20 protein-coding genes are annotated in these 20224 nt (G+C 63.5%); 1 reads left to right on the forward strand and 19 read right to left on the reverse strand.

The features are described 5' to 3' along the window. Positions 1 to 24 precede the first annotated feature (24 nt). From ACP159_RS17945 to ACP159_RS18005, 13 genes are all read right to left on the reverse strand, one after another. On the reverse strand, positions 25 to 1206 hold the full coding sequence (locus tag ACP159_RS17945) for an acyl-CoA dehydrogenase family protein (protein WP_425101080.1): 1182 nt from the start codon (positions 1204 to 1206) through the stop codon (positions 25 to 27). Beyond that, entirely contained in the window at positions 1206 to 2423 is a 1218-nt protein-coding gene (locus tag ACP159_RS17950) for a beta-ketoacyl-[acyl-carrier-protein] synthase family protein (protein ID WP_425101081.1), read from the reverse strand. The genes ACP159_RS17945 and ACP159_RS17950 overlap by 1 nt, the downstream gene beginning before the upstream one ends. Continuing rightward, positions 2420 to 3271 (reverse strand): beta-ketoacyl synthase N-terminal-like domain-containing protein, encoded by an 852-nt coding sequence (locus ACP159_RS17955; RefSeq protein WP_425101082.1) that lies wholly within the window; start codon positions 3269 to 3271, stop codon positions 2420 to 2422. The genes ACP159_RS17950 and ACP159_RS17955 overlap by 4 nt, the downstream gene beginning before the upstream one ends. Before the next feature lie 177 nt (positions 3272 to 3448). After that, complete coding sequence (locus ACP159_RS17960) at positions 3449 to 3829, reverse strand: ectoine synthase (protein ID WP_425101083.1); 381 nt, start codon at positions 3827 to 3829, stop codon at positions 3449 to 3451. 291 nt (positions 3830 to 4120) lie between these two features. Continuing rightward, complete coding sequence (locus ACP159_RS17965; RefSeq protein ID WP_425101084.1) at positions 4121 to 4780, reverse strand: transglutaminase-like domain-containing protein; 660 nt, start codon at positions 4778 to 4780, stop codon at positions 4121 to 4123. A 1-nt stretch (position 4781) separates the two neighbouring features. Next, on the reverse strand, positions 4782 to 6089 hold the full coding sequence (locus ACP159_RS17970; RefSeq protein ID WP_425101085.1) for a sensor histidine kinase: 1308 nt from the start codon (positions 6087 to 6089) through the stop codon (positions 4782 to 4784). Continuing rightward, a complete protein-coding gene (locus tag ACP159_RS17975; protein WP_425101086.1) occupies positions 6086 to 6793 on the reverse strand; it encodes a response regulator transcription factor in 708 nt (235 codons plus the stop codon). The genes ACP159_RS17970 and ACP159_RS17975 overlap by 4 nt, the downstream gene beginning before the upstream one ends. Positions 6794 to 6846: 53 nt before the next feature. Beyond that, the gene (locus ACP159_RS17980) at positions 6847 to 8400 is read right to left on the reverse strand and encodes a hypothetical protein (RefSeq protein WP_425101087.1); all 1554 of its coding nucleotides are present in this window, start codon (positions 8398 to 8400) and stop codon (positions 6847 to 6849) included. A gap of 43 nt (positions 8401 to 8443) precedes the next feature. Then, on the reverse strand, positions 8444 to 9235 hold the full coding sequence (locus ACP159_RS17985; RefSeq protein WP_425101088.1) for an outer membrane lipoprotein-sorting protein: 792 nt from the start codon (positions 9233 to 9235) through the stop codon (positions 8444 to 8446). A gap of 117 nt (positions 9236 to 9352) precedes the next feature. After that, the gene (locus ACP159_RS17990) at positions 9353 to 10735 is read right to left on the reverse strand and encodes an ABC transporter permease (protein ID WP_425101089.1); all 1383 of its coding nucleotides are present in this window, start codon (positions 10733 to 10735) and stop codon (positions 9353 to 9355) included. A 3-nt stretch (positions 10736 to 10738) separates the two neighbouring features. Next, positions 10739 to 11488, reverse strand: a complete 750-nt coding sequence (locus ACP159_RS17995; protein WP_425101090.1) for an ABC transporter ATP-binding protein — start codon at positions 11486 to 11488, stop codon at positions 10739 to 10741. 240 nt (positions 11489 to 11728) lie between these two features. Then, the gene (locus ACP159_RS18000) at positions 11729 to 12169 is read right to left on the reverse strand and encodes a DUF1772 domain-containing protein (protein ID WP_425101091.1); all 441 of its coding nucleotides are present in this window, start codon (positions 12167 to 12169) and stop codon (positions 11729 to 11731) included. Positions 12170 to 12592: 423 nt separating this feature from the next. After that, positions 12593 to 13369, reverse strand: coding sequence for a response regulator transcription factor (locus tag ACP159_RS18005; RefSeq protein ID WP_425101092.1), 777 nt, complete (start codon positions 13367 to 13369; stop codon positions 12593 to 12595). Positions 13370 to 13558: 189 nt separating this feature from the next. Here ACP159_RS18005 and ACP159_RS18010 point away from each other — a divergent pair, with 189 nt between their 5' ends. Then, positions 13559 to 14194, forward strand: coding sequence for a UbiX family flavin prenyltransferase (locus ACP159_RS18010; RefSeq protein WP_425101093.1), 636 nt, complete (start codon positions 13559 to 13561; stop codon positions 14192 to 14194). A 36-nt stretch (positions 14195 to 14230) separates the two neighbouring features. Here ACP159_RS18010 and ACP159_RS18015 read toward each other — a convergent pair whose 3' ends face one another. The 6 genes from ACP159_RS18015 to gfa all read right to left on the reverse strand — a co-directional run bounded on the left by ACP159_RS18015 (position 14231) and on the right by gfa (position 20173). Next, on the reverse strand, positions 14231 to 14572 hold the full coding sequence (locus tag ACP159_RS18015) for a hypothetical protein (RefSeq protein WP_425101094.1): 342 nt from the start codon (positions 14570 to 14572) through the stop codon (positions 14231 to 14233). Further along, on the reverse strand, positions 14572 to 15216 hold the full coding sequence (locus ACP159_RS18020) for a hypothetical protein (RefSeq protein ID WP_425101096.1): 645 nt from the start codon (positions 15214 to 15216) through the stop codon (positions 14572 to 14574). The genes ACP159_RS18015 and ACP159_RS18020 overlap by 1 nt, the downstream gene beginning before the upstream one ends. Continuing rightward, positions 15213 to 17540 carry a PAS-domain containing protein gene (locus tag ACP159_RS18025; protein WP_425101097.1) on the reverse strand — a complete coding sequence of 776 codons (2328 nt, stop codon included), beginning with the start codon at positions 17538 to 17540 and terminating at the stop codon, positions 15213 to 15215. Before ACP159_RS18025 ends, ACP159_RS18020 begins: the two co-directional genes overlap by 4 nt. Further along, positions 17540 to 18697: an FIST N-terminal domain-containing protein gene (locus ACP159_RS18030; protein WP_425101098.1), complete on the reverse strand. Its 1158-nt coding sequence runs from the start codon at positions 18695 to 18697 to the stop codon at positions 17540 to 17542. The genes ACP159_RS18025 and ACP159_RS18030 overlap by 1 nt, the downstream gene beginning before the upstream one ends. Positions 18698 to 18707: 10 nt before the next feature. Further along, the gene (locus tag ACP159_RS18035; protein ID WP_425101099.1) at positions 18708 to 19427 is read right to left on the reverse strand and encodes a LuxR C-terminal-related transcriptional regulator; all 720 of its coding nucleotides are present in this window, start codon (positions 19425 to 19427) and stop codon (positions 18708 to 18710) included. Positions 19428 to 19537: 110 nt separating this feature from the next. Beyond that, entirely contained in the window at positions 19538 to 20173 is a 636-nt protein-coding gene (gene gfa / locus ACP159_RS18040) for an S-(hydroxymethyl)glutathione synthase (protein WP_425101100.1), read from the reverse strand. Between the last annotated feature and the right edge of the window lie 51 nt (positions 20174 to 20224).

The following is a 20224-nucleotide window of genomic DNA, read 5'->3' on the forward strand; positions in this document are numbered from 1 at the left end:
GTCAAAATCCCCCTTGGGCTGAAATCAAAGGCCGAGCATGGCGGCGATGCGGTTCTTCTGGATGTCCGAGGAGCCGGAATAGATCAGCCCGCCCATGGCGTTGCGCAGGTGGCTCTCGATTCCGGTCTCGACCATGTAGCCGGAGCCGCCATGCAGCGTGATGGCGTCGATGGAATTGGCCACATGCGCCTCTGAGATCGCCAGCTTGGCGGAGGCGAACTCCAGCGAGGCATTGCCGCCGCCTTCCATGGCGATGACCATGCGGCTCAGCCAGGACCGCGCCGACTGCAGTCGCATGTGCATGTCCGCGATGCGGTGCGAGATCGCCTGATAGGAGCCGATGGCCGCGCCGAACTGCCGGCGTTCCTTGGCATGGGTGATGCAGCGGTCGAGCTGGCGGCGCATCTCGCCGGTCTGCAGGGCGAAGATCGACAGGATCTCCCAGCGCATGACGTAATCGAGGATGGAGAAACCCTGACCTTCGCGCCCGATCAGACGGGAGGCGGGCACACGGACATTGTCGAAATAGAGGTCGGCCATGGGCGCGGTGCGGAGACCCATCTTCTTGCGCGGCTGCCCGACGGTGAAGCCGGTCGAGGTGGTGTCGACGGCAAAGGCGGAGAAGCCGCCCAAGGCGCCCTTCGTGGGGTGCGTGCGGGCATAGACCACCATGATGTCGGCAATCGGGGCGTTGGAGATGAAGCATTTCTCGCCGTTCAGGACGTAGTCGTCGCCGTCCCTCACCCCCGTGGTCTTCATCGCGAACGCGTCGGATCCGCTGTGCGGTTCGGTGATCGCATGGGCGCCGACCAGCGCCCCCTGTGCCAGTTTCGGCAGGAGTTCGTCCCGCAAGGCGTCCGACCCGAACCGACCCACCGGCAGGCAGGTGCTGCACAGGTGCGTCGAGAGCGAGAAACCGAGCCCGCTGTCCTCGCACAGGTGGCCGAAGGCTTCGAACAGCTCCGCCAGTTCCGGCACCGACAAGGCCAGGCCGCCCTGATCTTCGGAGGTCACGATCCCCGTCAGACCGGCATCGACCACCGCTTTCCAGCGCTCAGCGCCGAAGCGGCCCATCAGGTCGTCGTCCTGCCAGCCCTCGTTGAAGGCAGCCGCCCATTGCGCCAATCCGTCGAGAAACGGACCCATCATGTCCGGGCGGTATGTCTTCGAAGCGCCGCCAAGCGGCAAACTGCGGATCGTGCGCATCACGTCTCTCCAATGTCTGGCAATTCAAGAATGAGGCTGCCGTTCAGCCCTCCGAACCCGAGCGAATTCTTCATCGCGATGGCGGATCGCAGCGCATGCGCCGGACCGAGCGGCAGATGGAACGGAACGTCCTCCGGCCTGGTCGTCGTCACCATCGGCGGCGCGGCCCCGGCCTGCAGCGCGAGAACTGTCGCCACGATCTCGATGGCACCGGCGCTGCCCAGAAGGTGGCCGGTGCTGCCCTTGGTCGAGCTGATCACCAGACCCGGCGCATCGCCGAACACGGTGCCGAGCGCCTCCGCCTCCGCCGCATCGTTCAGCGGCGTGCCTGTTCCGTGGCAGTTGACATAGCCGATGTCCTCCGGACTCCGCCGCGCCTGCGCGAGAGCCTGCCGCATGGCGCGGGTCAGACCCCGGGCGTCGGGGCTGGTGATGTGGTGCGAGTCGCTCGACAGGCCGACACCGCTGAGCCGCACGATGGGCGTCGCTCCGCGTGCCCGCGCATGCGCCTCTTCCTCGATCACGAGCATCGCGGCACCGTCGCCGATCATCATCCCCTTGCGGGTGACATCAAACGGTCGGCAGGAGTCGCGATCCATCGCCCGAAGCGCATTGAAGCCGGCGAAATCGGCCTCGCGCATGCGATCGCTGCCGCCCACCAGCATGACGTCCGCATCCCCGCTCCAGATCCGCGACAGCGCATAAGACATCGCGCCGAGCGAAGACACGCAGGCGCAGGAAAAACCGCAGAGGGGGCCGTCCAGGCCAAAGACCTCGCTCAGTACTCGTGCCGCGCTTGCCGGGGTCACGAGGTCCGGCGCGTCGCGCTCTCCCTGCCCCGCCATCAGCGCATCGCTGTAGGCATCCATCAAGCCGCCCGATGTGGTCGCCACCGCGCAGCCGACGCCCTGCGGCAGCTGCGCGAAACCCGCCATCCGCATCGCTTCGAGCGCCGCCAGGATGCCATGCCCGGCACAGGCCAGCTGTTCGGACGACAGCGCCGCCACCTGCCCGGCGCGTTCGGCCTGTCTCAAGGCGTCTTCGGTCGCGCGTGGGTCGGCGGCAAAGGCGCGCCGGGCACGGTAGCCCGACGTGTCGAACTGCGGCGGCATGTCGGGGCAGACACCGCCCTGCGCCAGAGACGCCCGGAAGGCATCCAGCCCGATGGCGCCTCGCGCCACCACGCCAAGCCCGGTCACGACAGCGGTCCGCCTCATTGCGCCATCTCCGCCTGACGGATGGTCACGCTCGCCGCAATGCCGGCCCCAGCCGATCCGCGCGCCGCGATCTGCCACTGTTCACCCGCATGTACGCCGCCCTCCGCTCGGCTCAGCAGATCATGCAGGGCCAGCAGCCCGCCCGCCGCGAGATAGTCCAATGGTCGCGGCGCGAGGGTGGAGGGCCGGGTCGCCTGTTCCGCGAAGACCCGCAGCCCGACGCCGCAGGGCATCCGGACCGGTGCGACCCGGGTCAGAACCGGCAGCCCGTGGTGCCCGCGTGCGACCGCGGCGCGCTCGCGCTCCAGCAGCAGCAGAACCATCGCTTCACCATAGGCCGTACCGGGCATGTCCCGCGCCCGCGCCGCCAGGTGGTCGGCAATCGGCGAGGCGAGATCCTCGTAGGCCGCAACAAGAACCCGGTCGCAGCGCCCTGCGTTCAGCCAGTCCACGGCGATCTGCAGCGCATCCAGTCCCGCCGACTCGAAGCTCACGGCGGCCAGGCACGGCCCTTCGATACCGTATTCGATGGCTGCGGCGGATACCGGATAATTGTGGGTCGCCTGCGCAAAGCTCACCGGGTCGACCCCGCGCGGGCCGTTGCGGCGCAGCCGCATGTGCATCTCGTAGACCTGTGCACAGCCGTACTGCGAGCCGGAGATCAGCCCGGTCCGGGGACCGGCGATGGCATCACGGCTCAGCCCGGTCAGGTCCAGCAGGCGGGAAATCATGTTGTCCAGACGCCAGGACACACGGGTATGCCGCGCGCGGCTCATCCGGCCATCCGCCTCGGCGGCGGCGTGGTCCAGGCAATAGACGGGAAAAGGACCAAAGGGAGCATCTGCCATGGCCCGATCCGGAGGAAGGAGATCCGGGGAGGCGGCGTCGGCCAGACTTGCCGAAAGTACGATGCTGTCCATCATGTCAGGGCTACCCTTTGGTCAGTCGGTGGGGATACGTGCGCTTCGGGAACCGGGGAGGAGACGCCCCCGAAGCGCGGACAGGGAGTAGAAACGAACGAGGTTTCAGTAAGCCGAGCTCTCACCGCTCAGCGAGTGACGTTCATGGCCCTTGAGGGGCGGGTTGAAGACGCAGACCAGACGCATGGTCTTGCTGGCCTTCAGCCAATGCTTGTCGTGCTTGTCGAGCGCGTACATGGTGCCGGGCACGATGGCATGGGTCTCGCCGGTCTGGGTGTCGACCACCTCGCCCTCGCCCTCGACGCAATAGCAGGCCTCCAGGTGGTTCTTGTACTCAAGCAGGGAGGCGGAGCCGGCCTCGACCACCGTATCGGTCAGGGCGTAGCCCATGGAGTCGCTCTCGACGAGCAGGCGCCGGCTCTTGCCGTTGCCCCAATCCACGTCTCGCTCGGTTCCGGCGATTTTTTCCAGGGAATTGATAATCATGATGTCCTCGTGTGAATTTCAGGAGCGTCCGGGATACTCGGTTTATCTTCCAGCCATCCCGGCATGAATCATTTATACCCCATCTATTTCGTGGATAGTTTGCTGTTTTGTTCCGAAAGATTTTTGTTGAACGCGAAATATTCGAGCCGATCCGAGCCGTATCTCGCGTCCATGACCTTACTATGACAAAGTATTTATTCCAATATTAACAATGTTATAAATGCAAACAGGGCCGCCGTTGACCGGCAGCCCTGCATCCAGAGGAATCGCATACTTTCGGAATGAATTGCGCTATGCCATATCGGCTACGAGAGATCCCGATTTGAACTTCGTGTCTGTGAGGAACAGCGGCGCGTGTTTTTCCCGCAATCCGCACAATATCATGTCATAGGGCAGATCATCATATTCACCGTGATCGAACATGATTTCCATATAGGCCCGCCCGGTTTCGTCGAAAGCGTGATGCACGCAGTCCGTCTCGCCGTCGAACTCCAACGGCGTCATGCCGTAGAGCTGGCACAGACGGGCATTGAACACCGGGGTCGCCTTGACCCATTTGCCGTTCAGGAACAGCGTGACCAGTACGTGATAATGAAACACCTGCGTGCCCATCGTCCGCGCAAGCTGCGGCGAACACAGGTGATTTTTTACATCGGTGATCCAGAGCCTCGCCGGGATGCCGGCCCGGCGCAGCAGCGCCGCGTACACCACGGACTTGTGGATGCACAGGCCCGAGCGCCGCTTCAGGATCGCACTGGCCTTCATCTTATCGCGCGTGAAATCCGCGTTGTAGATCTCGTAGAACAGCCCGTCGCGCACCGCGTAGAACAGATCGACAGCCATCCGTTTCGGATCGCCGCCGGAGGCCCGCGTTGCCTTGTCAAAGAAGGCGGCAACGCCAGGATCGTCGTAATCCAGGAATTCGGTCCGCGCGAGTGCTTCAGAGTTCATGTCAGATATCCTCCAGGGTGGTGCACAGCGCATTCGGCAGAACCACGCTGATTTCCGTGCCTTTGCCCAGCGTGCTCTCGATGTCGAGGCGCCCGCCAAGGCCGTTGACGATGGTCTTGCAAAGATAGAGCCCGAGGCCATACCCGCCCGAAGCCCGCCCCCGGGATTCATCGGCACGCCAGAACGGCTCGGTCATGTATTTCAGCTGATCCTCGGCGATTCCGATGCCCTGATCCTTGACCGCAATCCGCAGATCGGCGCCGCGTCCGCCATCGTCGGAAAATTTCACGACAATCGGTTTGCCCTCGCCGTAACGCACTGCGTTGGTGACGAAATTCTTCAGCAGCACGCTCGTCAAGAAGCTGTCGAAATAGGCGGTCTTGCGCCCGGTTTCATTGCGGATCGAAATGGCCACGCCCTGATGGGTCAGTTGGGCGATCTGCTCGCGGGCATAGGGTTCGATGTCGATGAAATCCGCGGTGCTTTCGCCGGTGTTGCGCTTTTCGGCGGCCAGGATAGACGACAGGATTTCCTCGACCACCGAAATGTCCTTGGAAATCTGCGCCCGCAGTTTCTCATCCTCCACCATGTCCTTGCGCACCTTCAACCGCGACAGAGGTGTCAGGATCTCGTGCGGCAGGGCCAGCAACATATGGCGCCGGCTCTCGTGGATGCGCTGGAGTTCCGCGACCATCTTGTTGAAACCATCCGCAAAGGTCCGGTACTCGCCAAACGTCCGCTCCAGCGGAATCTGGTAACTCAGGTCGCCCTCCTCGACCTTTCGGATACCGTGCGTCAACACGTCGAAAGGCAGTGTCAAGCGCCGGATCAACAGGTAGATGGCAGCTATGGCAAAAAGCACAGACATCACCACCACACCAACCAGGAACAGAGCGTAGGTCGAGATCGGCCGCCCGAATTTCGGCAGCACACTGACCACGTCGCCACGCACCGAAACGGCGGCGTAGTTGTCCCCCAGACGCCGGATCGCGATGCCGTCCGTATCACTCAGCGCGTCCGCATAGATGTCGGCGAACCGCGAGTTCTCCGCCTCCGCCCGGGTCATCAGGATCATCGGTTCCTCGCCGATGGCCTCCACCGGCTGATCCGGGTTCAGCGCGTTCTGGGTAAATGCATCGAACAACGCCCGCGACAGGTAGCGACGGGGATGCTCGTCCGCGACCCGTTGCAGCGACAGAATCAGCACGAGGCTGAGCAGCGCCGTGGACGCCAGTGTCGCCCACAGAAGGTGCGAGAAGACCGAGCGCGTGCGCACCCAGAGTTTGACCTGCTCGATCGCCGTGCTCATGAAACCTGCTCTGCCCTTATGCAATATCCCTGTCCGCGCAGGGTTTTTATGAAGTCGGTGTTCAGCCCCTGGTCGCGGAACTTCTGCCGCACCCGATAGATGATCGTATCAATCATCGCGGGATCACTTTGGTCGGTATACCCGATAGAGGCAAGTATATCGCCCCGACTCAGGATCGCCCCGTCGGCCTCCCGCAGCGCGGTCAGCACACGGAGTTCCAGTTCCGTCAGGTTGACCGCGTAAGGGCCGTACACCGCCGACATATGCGCCGGCGACAGGTGCAACCCGCTGTGCGGCTCCGGCTGTGGCTCCGCGGGAACCGGCACCTGGTCGTCCCGCTTTCGCCGGACCACGGCGCCGATGCGAGCCACCAGTTCACGCATCTCCATCGGCTTGGCCACGAAGTCGTCGAAGCCGCCTTCCAGCGCCACGATCCGGTCGGTCAGTTCCGCGCGGGCCGTCAAGGCGACGATGGGAATCTCGGCGTAGGATTTGCCGCTCGACCGGATCGCCCGACAGACCGCCATTCCGTCCAGTTCCGGCAACATCATGTCGAGCAGCAAACAGTCGAAGTGTTCGGCGTCCAGCATCTCGAAGGCCTGGGTCGGAGTGAAGCTGAGACTCAGCTCCATCCCATATTTGGCCAGCTGCGGCTGCATCAACTCACCCAGTTCTTCGTCATCGTCGAGGATCAGTACGCGCAAGTCTTTTGTCCTTTTTGTCAGCGTATCACGGAGGCGGGCCGCTCGGTCCCGCCTCAGAAGGTGTAGGTGAACCCCATCTGGACGGAGCTCTTGTTCGGGTTGGCGCCGTAGACCGAGGTCTCGTCGCCGAAGGTGGTCATACCGCGCAGGTTGAACACGCCATTCTGCCCGACAGGCACATCGTAGGAGATTTGCGCGAGGCCGCTACCGTCGTGTGGCACATAGAAGCCGAGCAGCGAAATGTCGCTGTCGCCCCAGATGTCGTTCCACGCGGCGCGGGCGAAAACCTGCTGCTGGGCGAGCGGTTCCTGCCTGCGCGCGGCGACTCCGTAGATCGCTCCGGCGGCCATGCGGTCAAGTCCCGTCGCCCCGGCCAGCGCGTCGATCTCCGACCCGTCAAGTCCCGCGGAATTCAGGTGATACTCCAGAGTCAGCGAAATGTCCTGCTGCCCGGCAATCGAGGCGGGCAGCGCCCAGTTCAGGCCCAGGGCAGCACTGTAGTGCCATTCCTTGCCCTGCCCGGCCCCCACGCCATTGCGGAAGCCCATGGAGCCGAGCGACGTGCCCAGGGCCTCGTCCGCGATGGAGAGCCGCTGCTGCGCCATGACCTCGGAATAGAGCACGAGATTGTCGCCGACACCGCCACTGAGTTCGAAGCCGACACCCGGGTCACCGTCGATCATCACCGCGTTCATGGTCAACGACAGGTTGTCCCCGATGTTGGGCGAAACCTTCAGGAACCAGGCGTCGGAGGGGTTCGTCCGGTGCAGTTGCAGCCCGAAGTTGTCGCGGTCGGTCCAGATCGTGCCCATGTCGGCGTCGATCTCGGGCCGGTAGCCCGCCGTCACCAGCGTCTGGCCAAAGGTCGTCGTCCCGGTCAAGGCAAAGACACCCAGCCGCTCGTTCCGCCGGTCCGCCGGGGCGGCGCTGCCGGTGACGACAAGGCTGTCGTCCTTGAACCAATCCGTCGGATTGTATCCCGTCGCCACGCCGTTTCGGATGTTGATCCGGCCGACCTGAACCGTGGTCTGCGGGCCAAGCGCAAAGCTGAAGGCCAGCTCCTGCACGTCGAAATTGAAATCGTCTTCGAAGCGGAAGCTCTGGCCGGACACCGTGTCCGCCCGCGCCCGCAGGTTGAACAAGAGCGAGGTGCTGTCCGTGATGTCCCGCGTGCCGAAGTAATGCGCCGAGAGGCGGAAGGCATTGGCGCTGTCGCCATTGATGTCTGTGTTGTGGAAGGCGCGGGCCTCCAGTTCCAGCGTGCCGTACCGCAGCCCACGCGGCGCCTCCGCGGCGAGCATCGCCTCGCCCTCCGGGGTGATGTCACCCTCGGGGATCACCCCGTCTTCGAGCGGCACATCGGCCACATCCGGCGGCAGGTCCGCCACCATGTCCGCGCCTGCCACATCCGGCGGCAGATCCGGGTCGACCGGAGCGGTGGCCGCGCTCGATGTACCCGGTGCTGCGACGGGAGTGGGTGCGGGAGCGACGCGCACATCCCCGGCGCCGGGCAGATCAGGCGGGAGGTCGAAGTCCTGGGCTGCGGCGGGAAGGGCGAGGATGAGGGCGAGCGTCGGAGCAACCGAATACATCGAGAGGCGTTTCATGGGTTTGTCTCCTTTCATGTCAGGGTGTCGGGAAGGGCCGGGATCAGCCCTTGAAGTTCGGCAGCCATTCCTTCTGGAACCAGCTTTGCGGGATGTCCTTGGCCCGGTAGTTGCCCATGGTCATGACCGTCACCTTGTTCGGATCGAAACCGTCGGCGATGATGATCTCCGTCGGACGCGACGCGCCCATGGCGTTCTGGCGCTTGCGGTACCAGGCAACCTTGATGAGCTTGCCGGAGGAGGTGTAATACTTGCCCTTCACCGGCTGGTTGCTGCTGGCGTCGGTCCAGAACTCCACGGCGCTGTACGGGGCCGACGAGTCCTTCTGGGTCAGGCGCAGCTTGTTGCAGGCAACGTTGCGCTTGTCGCCGTCGGCCACGGTCTCCTGCCCGTCGAGCGAGACATTGTAATCCCCGACGAGGTTCGAGCTGACCACATCGCCGTTGGACGCGTTGCCAAGCAGGCGCTGGCGCGGCGAGATGCGCACGCTTGCCTTGGACGACGGATCATAGAGCCAGAGGTTGTTGCCGTTGCGCAGCAGGATCTTGCCCCGGTCCGTACTCGGCGCGTTGATGTGCACGAGGGTCTGGAACTGACTTCCGGTGGGGCGGGAATAGGTCGTGACAGTGGTCTTTTCCTTCACCTTGCCGCGCTCGTAGTTGATGAGAGCGACGTCGACGGCGAAGCTCTGCTGCGGGTTCCGGATCGCGTCCGTCTTGCGCAGGATCGTGGCGGCGTCGTTGGCGGCGAAGGCCGGCAGGCCGAGGGTGCCGAAGCTTGCAGCGGTTGCACTGCCGAGGAGGAGATTGGCGAATTCGCGGCGGTCGAGTTCCATTTTTCTGGTCCTTTTCCTTTGGGTGGTGCGGCCTGGCAGGGCCGCGTCTGGATTGAAGTCTTGGGAGGTTCCCCGGGAGCCGGAGCGCGGCCCCCGGGGTCTTGGTCTTGAGAGAAATCAGGCGCGTTGCAGGCTCTCGACGATGTTCAACCGCGCTGCCTTGAAGGTCGGCCAGACCGAGGCGAGGAAGGAGAGTGCGATGAGCACCGCCACCACGCCGATGGCAAAGCTGGGGTTGTCGAGGACCATGAGTTGGACGGTCAGCGGCGTTGCGTTGCTCGGCGGCGTCCACTGGAGACCGGCGGCGTTGACGAGGTTGGCCAGCACCACCGCGGAGACGAGGGCGATCATCGCGCCGATCACGCCGATCATGGTGCTTTCGGTCAGGAAAAGTGCCCGGACGAAGCCCTTGCGGAAGCCGAGGGCGCGGATCGTGCCGATCTCCTTCACCCGCTCCACGATGGTCATGGAGATGGTGTTGACGATGGTGAAGACGATCACGATCGACAGCACGATGCTGACCACGATGAACATGAAGGTGAACATGCCGAAGATGCGGTCGAAGGTCGGGTCGACTTCGGTGAAGTGATAGACCTGCAGATCGAGCCCGGCGTCCGCCATCACCTCGCCCACACGCGCCTTCACCGCATCGACCATCGCCGGGTTGGCAACCTGGAGCATCAGCGCCGTGGCTTCCTGGCTCTCACCGTAGAGAAGGGCGCGGGCCTGCTCGAAGTGCATCATGATGAAGCTGTTGTCGAGCGCGCGGATGGCTTGCGCCTGCGCTGCCTCGATGCCGACGCGGGCGATGTTCGGAACCCCGGCGGAGGTCGCCGCCATCACGTTCAGTTGCGGCTTCGCCGTGCCGTTCGACTGGTCGGTAAGGCCCGTCTCGGTGCTCACCAGAGACGAGAAATCCTGCTCCACGATGCTCAGCGCTTCGGCATCGACCGGCGCGTCCTGACAATCCGGCACATTGAGCGCCGCGCACATGCCCATCAGACGGGCCATGCCCAGACCGACAATGACGCTTTCCTGTCCGCCAGAAGCCAGACCCGTTGCCGGAGCGACCTGCCCGATATGCCAGCCGTCCCAGGCGCGCATCCGGTCGATCTCCGCCGGCACGATGCCGGTGCCGATGAAGGTCTTGGAGTTGCCGGTCTCGGCATTGCCCGCGACGCCGGCAAGGTCGATGCGCGGAGTGATGACGGCGATTTCCTCACTCAGCATCGGATCGGCGGCGAGCAGCGCCGCAACCTTGTTCCAGTCCTTGATGGTGTAGGCGTCCGGGTTGGCGGCGCCGAACTCAAGATATCCGGTGCGGTAGACCTGCAGGTTGCCCTGCTCCTGGATCATCGAGGTCTGCACCCCGTACCAGATCGAGGTCACGAAACCCCCGAAGAGCAGCGCGGCGAGGCCGCCGATACCGATGGCGAGCGCGGTGGTCAGCGACCGCCTGGCGTTCTTGAAGATGTTGCGGAGGGCGATTTTCCAGATCATGGCTCAGTGCTCCTTGGCCGTCTGGCCGTCGATGATGTTGATGATGGCGCTTCCGGCGGTGATCAGATCGGTGTCATGGGTGCAGATCACCACGGAGGTGTTCAGCTCGGCCTTGATGCGATCCATCAACGCCACGATCTCGCGCGACGTCCGTGTATCGAGGTTGGCGGTCGGCTCGTCCGCGATCAGCAGGGTCGGCTCGCTGACCAGGGCGCGGGCGATGGCCACCCGCTGACGCTGGCCGCCGGAAATCTCGCCGGGGCGGCGGTCGACGTAATCGCTCAATCCGACGGCCTCGAGGTAGTCCAGCGCCTTGGCCTTGCGTGCCGCGCCGCTCATCTTGCGGTTCAGCAGCGGGAACTCGACGTTCTCGCGCACCGACAGGACCGGGATCAGGTTGAAGCTCTGAAAGACAAAACCAATGTGTTGCGCGCGGAAATCGGCGGCCTGCCGGTCGGTCAGCTGCGTGACATCCTCGCCGAGAATCTCCAGCACGCCGTCCGTCGGGCGATCCAGCAGCCCGATCAGGTTCAGAAGGGTGGACTTGCCGGACCCGGACGGCCCGGTGATGAAGGTGGTTTCGGCCTTGGCGATGCTGCCGGAGACGCCTTTCAGCGCCGGGACGTCGACGCGGTCCATCTTGTAGGTCTTGCTCAGGCCCCTGAAATTGACCGCCGCGTCGCGCGGTGCACGCGCACCGGCCATCCGGCGCATGTCGTATTGAAACGACTGGGGATCGTGGATCTGGTTCACTGTTTCGGTCCTCGTGGTGGAAGTTTCATCTGCTTCCAATTTACGGACCGAGGGGCGATTCACTCAAACAACAAAGAGTGCTAAATCAACGCGCTTTGCGAATGGGATTTTGACTGAATGACAGAGATGGCGAATTCGGTTTCATATTCCGTCACACAGGCAGCATAAAATCACACAAGCGACAGAAATGGAAAACCGCCGGGTGGCGCCCGGCGGTCTGGTCTTTCTCTCGGGATAAGGTCAGGCAGGCTGGGCCTCGCCAGAGAACACCGTGCCACGCTGGAGCATGTGCATGGCCGTTCCCGCCAGTCCAAGCGCAACGATCGCCATCACCGCCCGGGTCGTGTTCCAGAAATACCAGCCCGTGCTGTAGGCGTCCCAAATCGGCGTCGCCTCGTCCGGAGAAAGTGACAGGGCATCAAGTGCTTCGAGTTCGTGGTTCATCGGCACGTTGACGTTGACCGTCGGCAGGAACGATCCGAGGAAGTACACCGCGGCCGCCGCCAGCAGGAACAAGGCCGCCACCTGTTTGCCCCGCACGTAAAGCAGCGCCGCGCAGCCAAGGGTGATGATCGGGGTGAACAGAAATGTGAACAGGAACACGCCGTTTCGCGTTCCCTGGTTCAGGTTCTGCATGGCATGGATGGCCTCGATTTCCGGCAGGGCATTCAGCCCCTGCATGACTGAAACAGAATATGCGTAAAAGAAGCCCCCGATAGTTCCAAACAGAATAATAGGGACAAGACAAAGGATGTAATTGAGTCTGGACATGACGTTGACTCTCTTTCTCAGGAGGCGGGATTGCTTTTCATCAATATAGCAAGGCCGCCACTCTCCGGGAATGGGGTCAAACAGGATTGCACAAAAATGGGTATATCCGAGATAATTGTTCAATCATGATTTATCGTCACGGAATATGACGCCCGCCTGACGGCTACGTGACAGCGGCAGGTGGGTTTTGCGACGTTTCGTCAAAAGACTCTCCCATACCGGACCGCGGCGGGCGATTTTCTCTTAAAACGTGTGTGACAGAGAATTTGTCGCCGACGTCACGGCCGGACCACCCGCCCTGCGCGCGGCCCGACGGTCTTGCCCGTCCGAGACTCAGACCGTCGCCGGAGTCGTGACCTGGCCGACCAGCGAATATCCCCGACCGCGTACTGTCCGGATGAAATCCACCTGTGCGCCCGCTTCCTTGATCTTCGTGCGCAGCCGGTAGATCAGCGCGTCGATGCTGCGCGAGTAGATGACCGTCGTGCCGTGCACCTCGCCCAGCAGGTCGTCCCGGTTCAGGATTTCTCCGGGGCGCTGCGCCAGCGCGGCGATCAACTCGAACTCCATCGAGGTGGTGTCCAGCTTCGCACCGTTGACCAGAACCTGCGCCCGCTGCGTTTCGATCCGAATCACGTCATTCTCGAGCGTGATCTCGCAGAACAGGCCGGACCGGCCGGGAAGCGCGGGCTGCTGCGCGGGAGCGGGGGACGACGGCGCAACGGAGGTCTCCGGTGCCCGGGTCCGCCGCAGGATGGCGTTGATCCGGGCCACCAGCTCGCGCGGCTCGAAAGGTTTCTTGACGTAATCGTCCGCACCGGTCTCGAGCCCGACGACCATGTCCGTCAGCTCGGTCCGGGCCGTCAGGATGATGATCGACACGTCCTTGTAGGGGGCATTCGAATAGCGAATCTGGCTGCACATCTGCAGGCCGTTGATCTCCGGCAGCATGACGTCGAGCAGCACAAGGTCATACGTCTTGGACTCCAGCGCCTCGAATCCCGCGCTCGGACTGTGCACCGCATCCAGTTCGATGCTGTAGGTTCTCAGGACATCGGCCGTCACTGCGGCCAGCTCGACATCGTCATCAATCAACAGAACACGGATCATGACGGTTCAATCAAAAATATCATAAGAAAACATGTGCCTCGCGGGCATGGGCGTCTTAGTCTTCGTCTCGTGTCTCATTCGAGCGTCCTCTCCGAAACTTGCTCTGTGCAAGGTTCCCCAGCGTAATTCTCACCAACTTTCGGCTTAAAGTAGAAACGCAACGGTGTCCACAACTCCAAGGATCTTTCCATGCAAGTTGAAGAAAGAAAACCGACGATCGCGTCACAGGAGCAACGGCTCGAGTCCCGTTCCGAAGCGCCGACCCGTGTGATTGTCGGGCTCTCAGGAGCCTCCGGTATGCCATTCGCCCTTCGGTTGCTAGAGATACTGCAAGGTATATCCGTCGAATCCCACCTGATTGTGACAAAGGCGGCGATTCAATGCCTGCAGGTTGAAACCGAGGGCGGTTTCGAGATGGCAAGGTCCCTCGCCGACCACGTCCATTCGAACGCAGACATCGGAGCCTCCATCGCCTCCGGTTCGTTTCGCACCCACGGCATGATCATCGCGCCCTGTTCGGTCAAGACCCTGGCGGAAATCGCCAACGGCATCGGCTCCAGCCTGCTGACCCGCGCCGCCGACGTGACACTGAAGGAGCGCCGCCGCCTCGTTCTTGGCGTGCGCGAGACGCCCCTCCACCTCGGGCACCTTCGGAACATGACGCTGGCCACGGAAATGGGCGCGATCATTGCCCCGCCCATGCCCGCCTTCTACACCAGGGGCCAGACCTTGGAGGACCTCGTCAACCACCAGGTCCAACGCTGGCTCGACGCCCTCGGGATACACGTCACGCTGGCACCCCGATGGAAGGAAACGGCGGAATAGCGTTCCGTCAGGCTGAGCCGGAGCGCTATTCCGCCCTCACCGGAAGCAGACCACCTCTGCTTCCGCCTGCGCCCGCCGCAAGTCGGCCACCATGGTCGACGCGACCGCCGCGCTCTGGAACATCGCCATGCGCTCACCGCCCACACGGCGCATGGACAGCACGGTTTCGGCTTCCACGTATTTCTCGAACGGGAGGATCTTGGCGATCTCGTCGATGGAACAGGCGCATTGCTCCATGACGTGACGGCTCTGCCCGTTCGTCGCCATGCAGGCAAAGACATAGTCCGCCCGGGCAAAGGTCGGGTAGTCATTCAGCCGTTCCGCGACACCCTGCGCCAGCACGCCGGTGGGCAGCAGCCCAAGCAACAGCCAGCGCATCACTCCACCGCCTCGAACAGCATTCGGGAGCTGTAGACGTCACCCGCTTCGGCGCTCAATGACACGTACCACCCCGGCACCGCCTCCGACATCACCACGGTCATCTCCAACGCGCCGAAGCCCTGCATCTTGTGCACGTTCGGATCGCCCTCGAAAGGACGCATGACGATCGTCCGGGTCGGCACGACCTGCCCGCCCACGTCTGCCTCGCCCTCGACCACCTCGGACGGCTGCACAAGCGCTTCCTTGACCCGGTTGCGGATGTAGAACGGACTGCCCCCTGCGGTCTCCGCCATATCGCGGATCACGGTTTCGTAGAAATACATGATCATCGGGTTGCCGACACTGGCCGGGAACTGGCCGAGGCCGCGGTGCTTGCCGTCCTGCCGGAACTCGAGCTGCGCCAGCTTGCTGTCCTCGTCGCCGAAGGACAGGGCGATCTCGCCACTGTCCCGCGTGGCCGCCGCGGGCAGCAGGCCATTGACCACGGTGCGGTCGTAGATCAGCGCCTTGTCCCGGTCGATGCCGTCCAGCGTGCCCTGCCGGAACAGCAGGTCATATGTCTCCTGCCCGTCCAGCGAAGCCGCCAGGACCGCCGGCGCGGCCAATCCCAATGCCAGGGCAAATGCCAGGTATCGTATCATCGCTCATCCTCCCCGGCCCCAGCATGCGCCCCCGCCCCGGTGCTGTCAGTGTCGACTTTTGTCGGTGCGGCGCCCTCCCGCACAGGCGGCTCGACCTCCGTCTGCGGCGATTGCCAACGCACCTTCCATTCGATCAGCGGACGCAGGCGCGACACCTGCACCGGCTTCGTCATCACCGAAAACCCGATGTCCCGCCCCGCCTCCATCAAGGTGTCGGAGCGGTTCGCGGTGATCAGGATCGCGGGCACCTTGACCCGCGTCAGCGCCCGGATTTCCCGGATCGTCCTCACCCCGGTGTCGTCACCATCCAGTTGGTAGTCAGCCAGGATGATGTCCGGCGGCATGCCCATGTCGCGCACGTGCCGCAGGGCCTCTTCGGTCGAGCGTACCGGCAGCACGTCCGCGCCCCAGCTCTGCAGCATTTCCGTGGTGGCAAAGAGCACATCTTCGTCGTTTTCGATGACCAGCGTGATGAGGTCCAGCCGCTGATCGTTGGGCGTGGACAGGATGGGCTCGTCCTCCGCCATCACCAGCGGCGCGGCGATCTCGTCGAGTTCGATGCAGAAGATCGACCCGGCCCCGGGTTTCGAGCGCAGCCAAAGCTTGTGCCCGAGGTGGCGGCAGGCCCGCTCCACGACGGACAGGCCCAGCCCCATGCCGCTGCCCATGGGAGCATTCTCGGCGCGTCCGAATTCCTCGAAGATGCGTTCCTGGTCGCGGCGGGATATGCCGATGCCATCGTCCCAGACCTGCAATTGCAGCTTGCCCTGCCGCCGCCGGCATCCCACCACCACGCGCCCTCCGGGCCGGTTGTACTCAATGGCGTTGACCACGAGGTTCTGCAACGAGCGCAGCAGGTACACCGGGTCGGAGCGGACGAAAGCCATTGACGGCACCACGCTCAGCTTGACTCCCTTCTGTTCCGCAAGCGCGCTCTGGTCCTCGAACACGCCCTGCATCAACCCGGCGAGGCACACCTCGGACGGCTTGATGGCATCGGTCTCGGCCCCGTCCAGTCGCGAAATGTCGAGCAGCGAGCGCAGCAGTTGCTCCGTCGACGTGAAGGCGCGATGCAGGCGCGTCACGCTTGGGTAAAACTGGGTCGCCTCCGTGGTCTCCATCAGGTTGGCCAGAAGCAGCTTCGCCGCGTTGATCGGCTGCAGCAGGTCGTGGCTGGCAGCGGCGAGGAACCGGGTCTTGGACGAAACAGCCGCCTCCGCCCGCTCCTTGGCCAGCCGCAATTCTTCCTCGACCCGCGCCTGCTGCTCGTATTGCTGGGTGAGCCGCAAATTGGCCTGGGTCAGCTCCGCGGTCCGTTCCAGCACGCGTCGCTCCAGCGTTTCCTTGGCACGGCTCTCCAGTGTCACGTCCTTGAGCTCGATCACGAAACCGCCGTCGGGCAGCACGTGCGCCTGCAGATCGAGCACCCGCTGCGAGCCATGCGCCACGCGCAGCCGCAGACCCTCCTCCTCCTGCATCTGCGCCTGCCAATCTTCCAGGTTGCGGAGGGCCTCCTCGGACATCAGCTCATGCCGCCGCGCGAAATCCAGCAAACGGCTCAGCGGCGTGCCCTGTTGCAGCAAGGTGAACGGCAGGCCCAGCAGCACGCGGAACTGGTTGTTGAGTATCATGACCTCGCCATCCGGCGAGAAGGTGCAGAAGCCCGACGACATGTTCTCGAACACCGCCTGCAGATAGGCCGCCTGCTTGTCGATCAGGCTTTCCTTTTCGCTGCGGTTCTGACGCACGATGGCCGTGATCTCGGTCAGCAGCAGCACCACGTCGTTCGATCCGGTCAGCTGGCTCGAAAGCTGATACCAACGGTCGCCCTTCAACTCGATGGTGATCGACAACACCGATCCCCCGTCCGGCCCGCCGACATGCGCCATGGAACTATGCAGTTTTCGATCCGTGGACTTCAGCCAGTCGCTCTGGGTGATCAGGCTGAAATAGGCCTCAAGTCCAAGCCCGGGTTTGATCCGCGTTGCAATGTCCGGCATCAGGCTGCGAAAGAGCTCGTTGCAGATCGAAAGCGTTCCGTCCGTGAAGAGCGCAAACCCGCCTTCCATCGCCGCCAGCGCATGGTCGAGGTTGGCCCGGGTCTTTTCCTGGGCGCCGCGCACGACTTCCAGTTCGCTGGCCGCGAGTTCGAGATCCCGCGTCTTCTCGGCGATCTGCGCACGCAACTCGATCGCCGCCTGGAACGCGCTGTAGGCCGACAGGCCGAGTTCCTTCTGCCGGTTCGCCCGCCGCATCAGCGCGTCGATGATCTTCGCCTGCCGGGCGACCTTTTCCTCGGCGCTGAGGTGCGGATCGACAAGCACTAGAGCAAGCTCCTGCGCTCCGGCCCGAAGAAGGCCACGCCAACGAAAGTCTGGTTCATGTGCAAGCCCCGGTGCTGTTCGCCATAGGTGTTGAACCCGAAGACCCGGCGTTCGTTGAACCGCTCCGAAACCACGCCGGTCAACCCCTTCTGGTCGATCTCCAGCCGCCTGAGAACGCAATCGAAGGCGAGCACGAAATCCGGTGGCGCGCCCGCCGCGTTGACGAGACCGAGACCCGATCGCAGCGTGTCGACAATTTCCTTCCCCCGGCCCAACGTCATGATGAGGCCATCATCTATCGCAGCCATGAACGTCAGCCCCTGTGTCGGCGTGACGTCGCTGATCGCCCGGACATAATGGCGTTGCTTGTGCAGGACGAGCAGCGGGTTCTCGGCGAAGATCTGCGGGCTGAGCGCCTCCACCGGATGGCCGACAAGCCGCGCGTATTCGGGCGCGGCGGGCGCACCGTTGATCTCGTAGACCACCCGCTTTTCCGGATTGGCACTGGTGATCACCACCTGCGTGTCGGTCGGCATGAAATGGTCGAAGGTCAGGCCGCGGAACTCGAGGTTGGTTTCGAGAAGCAAGAGCACCGCCGCGTTGGAATGGAACCGGCCCCGGTGCAACACGAAGGTCTCGCGGAACTGGAGCCCGTCCCCCGCCGACCCGCCAAAGATCGGCAGATCGCCAAGCGCGGACTCCAGGGTCGAGGCGAGCAGATCCTCCTGGTTGGAGAGACCGTCGGTGAACAGCAACGCAAACCGCTCCCAGCCCTCCGAATGCCGGAAGCGGGCCGCGTGCTTGGTGGTCTCCGAAATGATCTCGGGAATGTTCAGCGGGTCGAGTTGGTCGTAGAGCACGGAGGCACAGCGGAAATGCCGTGCCGGGAAGGCGATCAGCAGCAAGCTGTCGTTGGCATAGCCATCCGGCGTGATTTGGCCGGCCGTCGTACAGCCAAAGGCCGGCACCCCGCCAAGCGCCGCGTCGAGTGCCTCGCCAAGCACGGCGAGGTCCATGTGCGCGGGCACAAAGACCAGCACGAAGCGCGTGGTCTGCAGGTCGATCTGCGGCGCAACCTCGTCCACCGCCTGCCGCGGATCCGTCGCCGTGGAATGTGCCACGGTGACATAGCGCGGCCCGATTGGGTCATCCCGCATGGTGCAGGTCTCAGTGCGCGAGGAAGCTCGCCGCTTCCGGCTCGGCAATGCCATGGTCGGGCGCGTTCAGCATGGCCGCCTCCACGAGCACGGCCGCCTGCGTGCGGTTCTTCACCCCGAGGCGTCGCAACAGCGCGGTGATATGCGCCTTCACCGTCGCCTCCGCGAGATCCAGTTCATAGGCGATCTGCTTGTTTGGCTTGCCGGCGCAGATCAGCTTCATCACCTTCTTCTGCTGCGGGGTCAGCGCCGCCAGTTCCGGGCTCAGGTCCTCCGGCAAGGCCGCCGCACTGCGCACCTGTCGGAAATCGCCCGGGACGTACTTGCGCCCGGCCGTGACCTCCAGGAGCACATGCCGCAGGTCCGCGGCGGAGCTGTCCTTCGGCATGAACCCGGCAGCGCCCTCATCCATGAGCGCATGCACGAGTTCCACCGAGGCGAGCGAGGAAATCACCAGAATCGGTGTATCCGGCAACCGCCGCCGCAGGTTGAGAAACCCGGAAATGCCGGCAACATCCGGCAACTTGAGGTCAAACATGACCAGTTGCGGCTCGAAGCCGCGATCGACGATCTCCAGCGCCTCTCTGAGGGTTCTGGATTTCCGGCATGATGATCCCGGAAAAACCCGCTCTACCGACGATGCCAGGGCATCGCTGTAAAGCGGGTGGTCGTCGACAATGAGCACATCGTCTACATGCCCCTGCGTTACCGCAATGGTTGAGTGTTGCATGGTAGTGCCTCCCTGCGGAGGAGGCTATCGTATGCCGGATTCATTGCAAGGCTTCAGTTTCCGATCGGCGGGAATCCGATACTAATGTCTAATGTGGCTTATCCGCGCGGCTACTTCAGCGCACCGCTGGCCTTGGCGACATGGGTAGCGATGGCATCCATCAGGGGCGGAGAGAGACAATCATAGGGCGAAAGTCCCAACTCCGTAAGACGGCCCCGGATTTCGTCCATCCGGCTCGGGTCGACCCCGCTTTCGATGACCGAAGAGACGAAGGCCGCGAATTCGGGCGCGGACCAGCCGCTTTGTCCGGACAATTCCGTATGCACGAAGTCGAGGCCATGGAACGGGTGCCCGGTGTTCTCGATCCGGCCGTACATATGCACGCCGCAACCCTTGCAGGCATGACGCTGGATGGCCGCGCTGGCGTCGACGATCTCCAGCTTGTCGGCGTTCTCCTCGACAGAGAGCGCATCGCGTCCGACCACCGCCACCTGGCTGAAAATCGCTCCCTGCGGTTTCCAGCACTTGGTGCAGCCGCACACGTGGTTGTGGGCGGTTTGCGCCGTGATCCGCACCACAACCGGGTTCGTGGTGCATTTGCAACGCAACGTGCCACCTGAAAATCCGACCCCCGTCGGCGGGATGCCGTGATCCACCTGCGGATGAATCTTCACATGGCTGTACTGGGGCGTACTGGGGCCGGAAACCCCCTCGTTGCCTCCGAAGAGCTTGTCCAAAAGTGACATTGTCTGTCCTCCCTTCGGCCCGCGTCTTGTGCGCGGGCCATTGAAGGACGG

Source organism: Tropicibacter sp. S64, assembly GCF_049803835.1.
Classification (GTDB): domain Bacteria; phylum Pseudomonadota; class Alphaproteobacteria; order Rhodobacterales; family Rhodobacteraceae; genus Pacificoceanicola.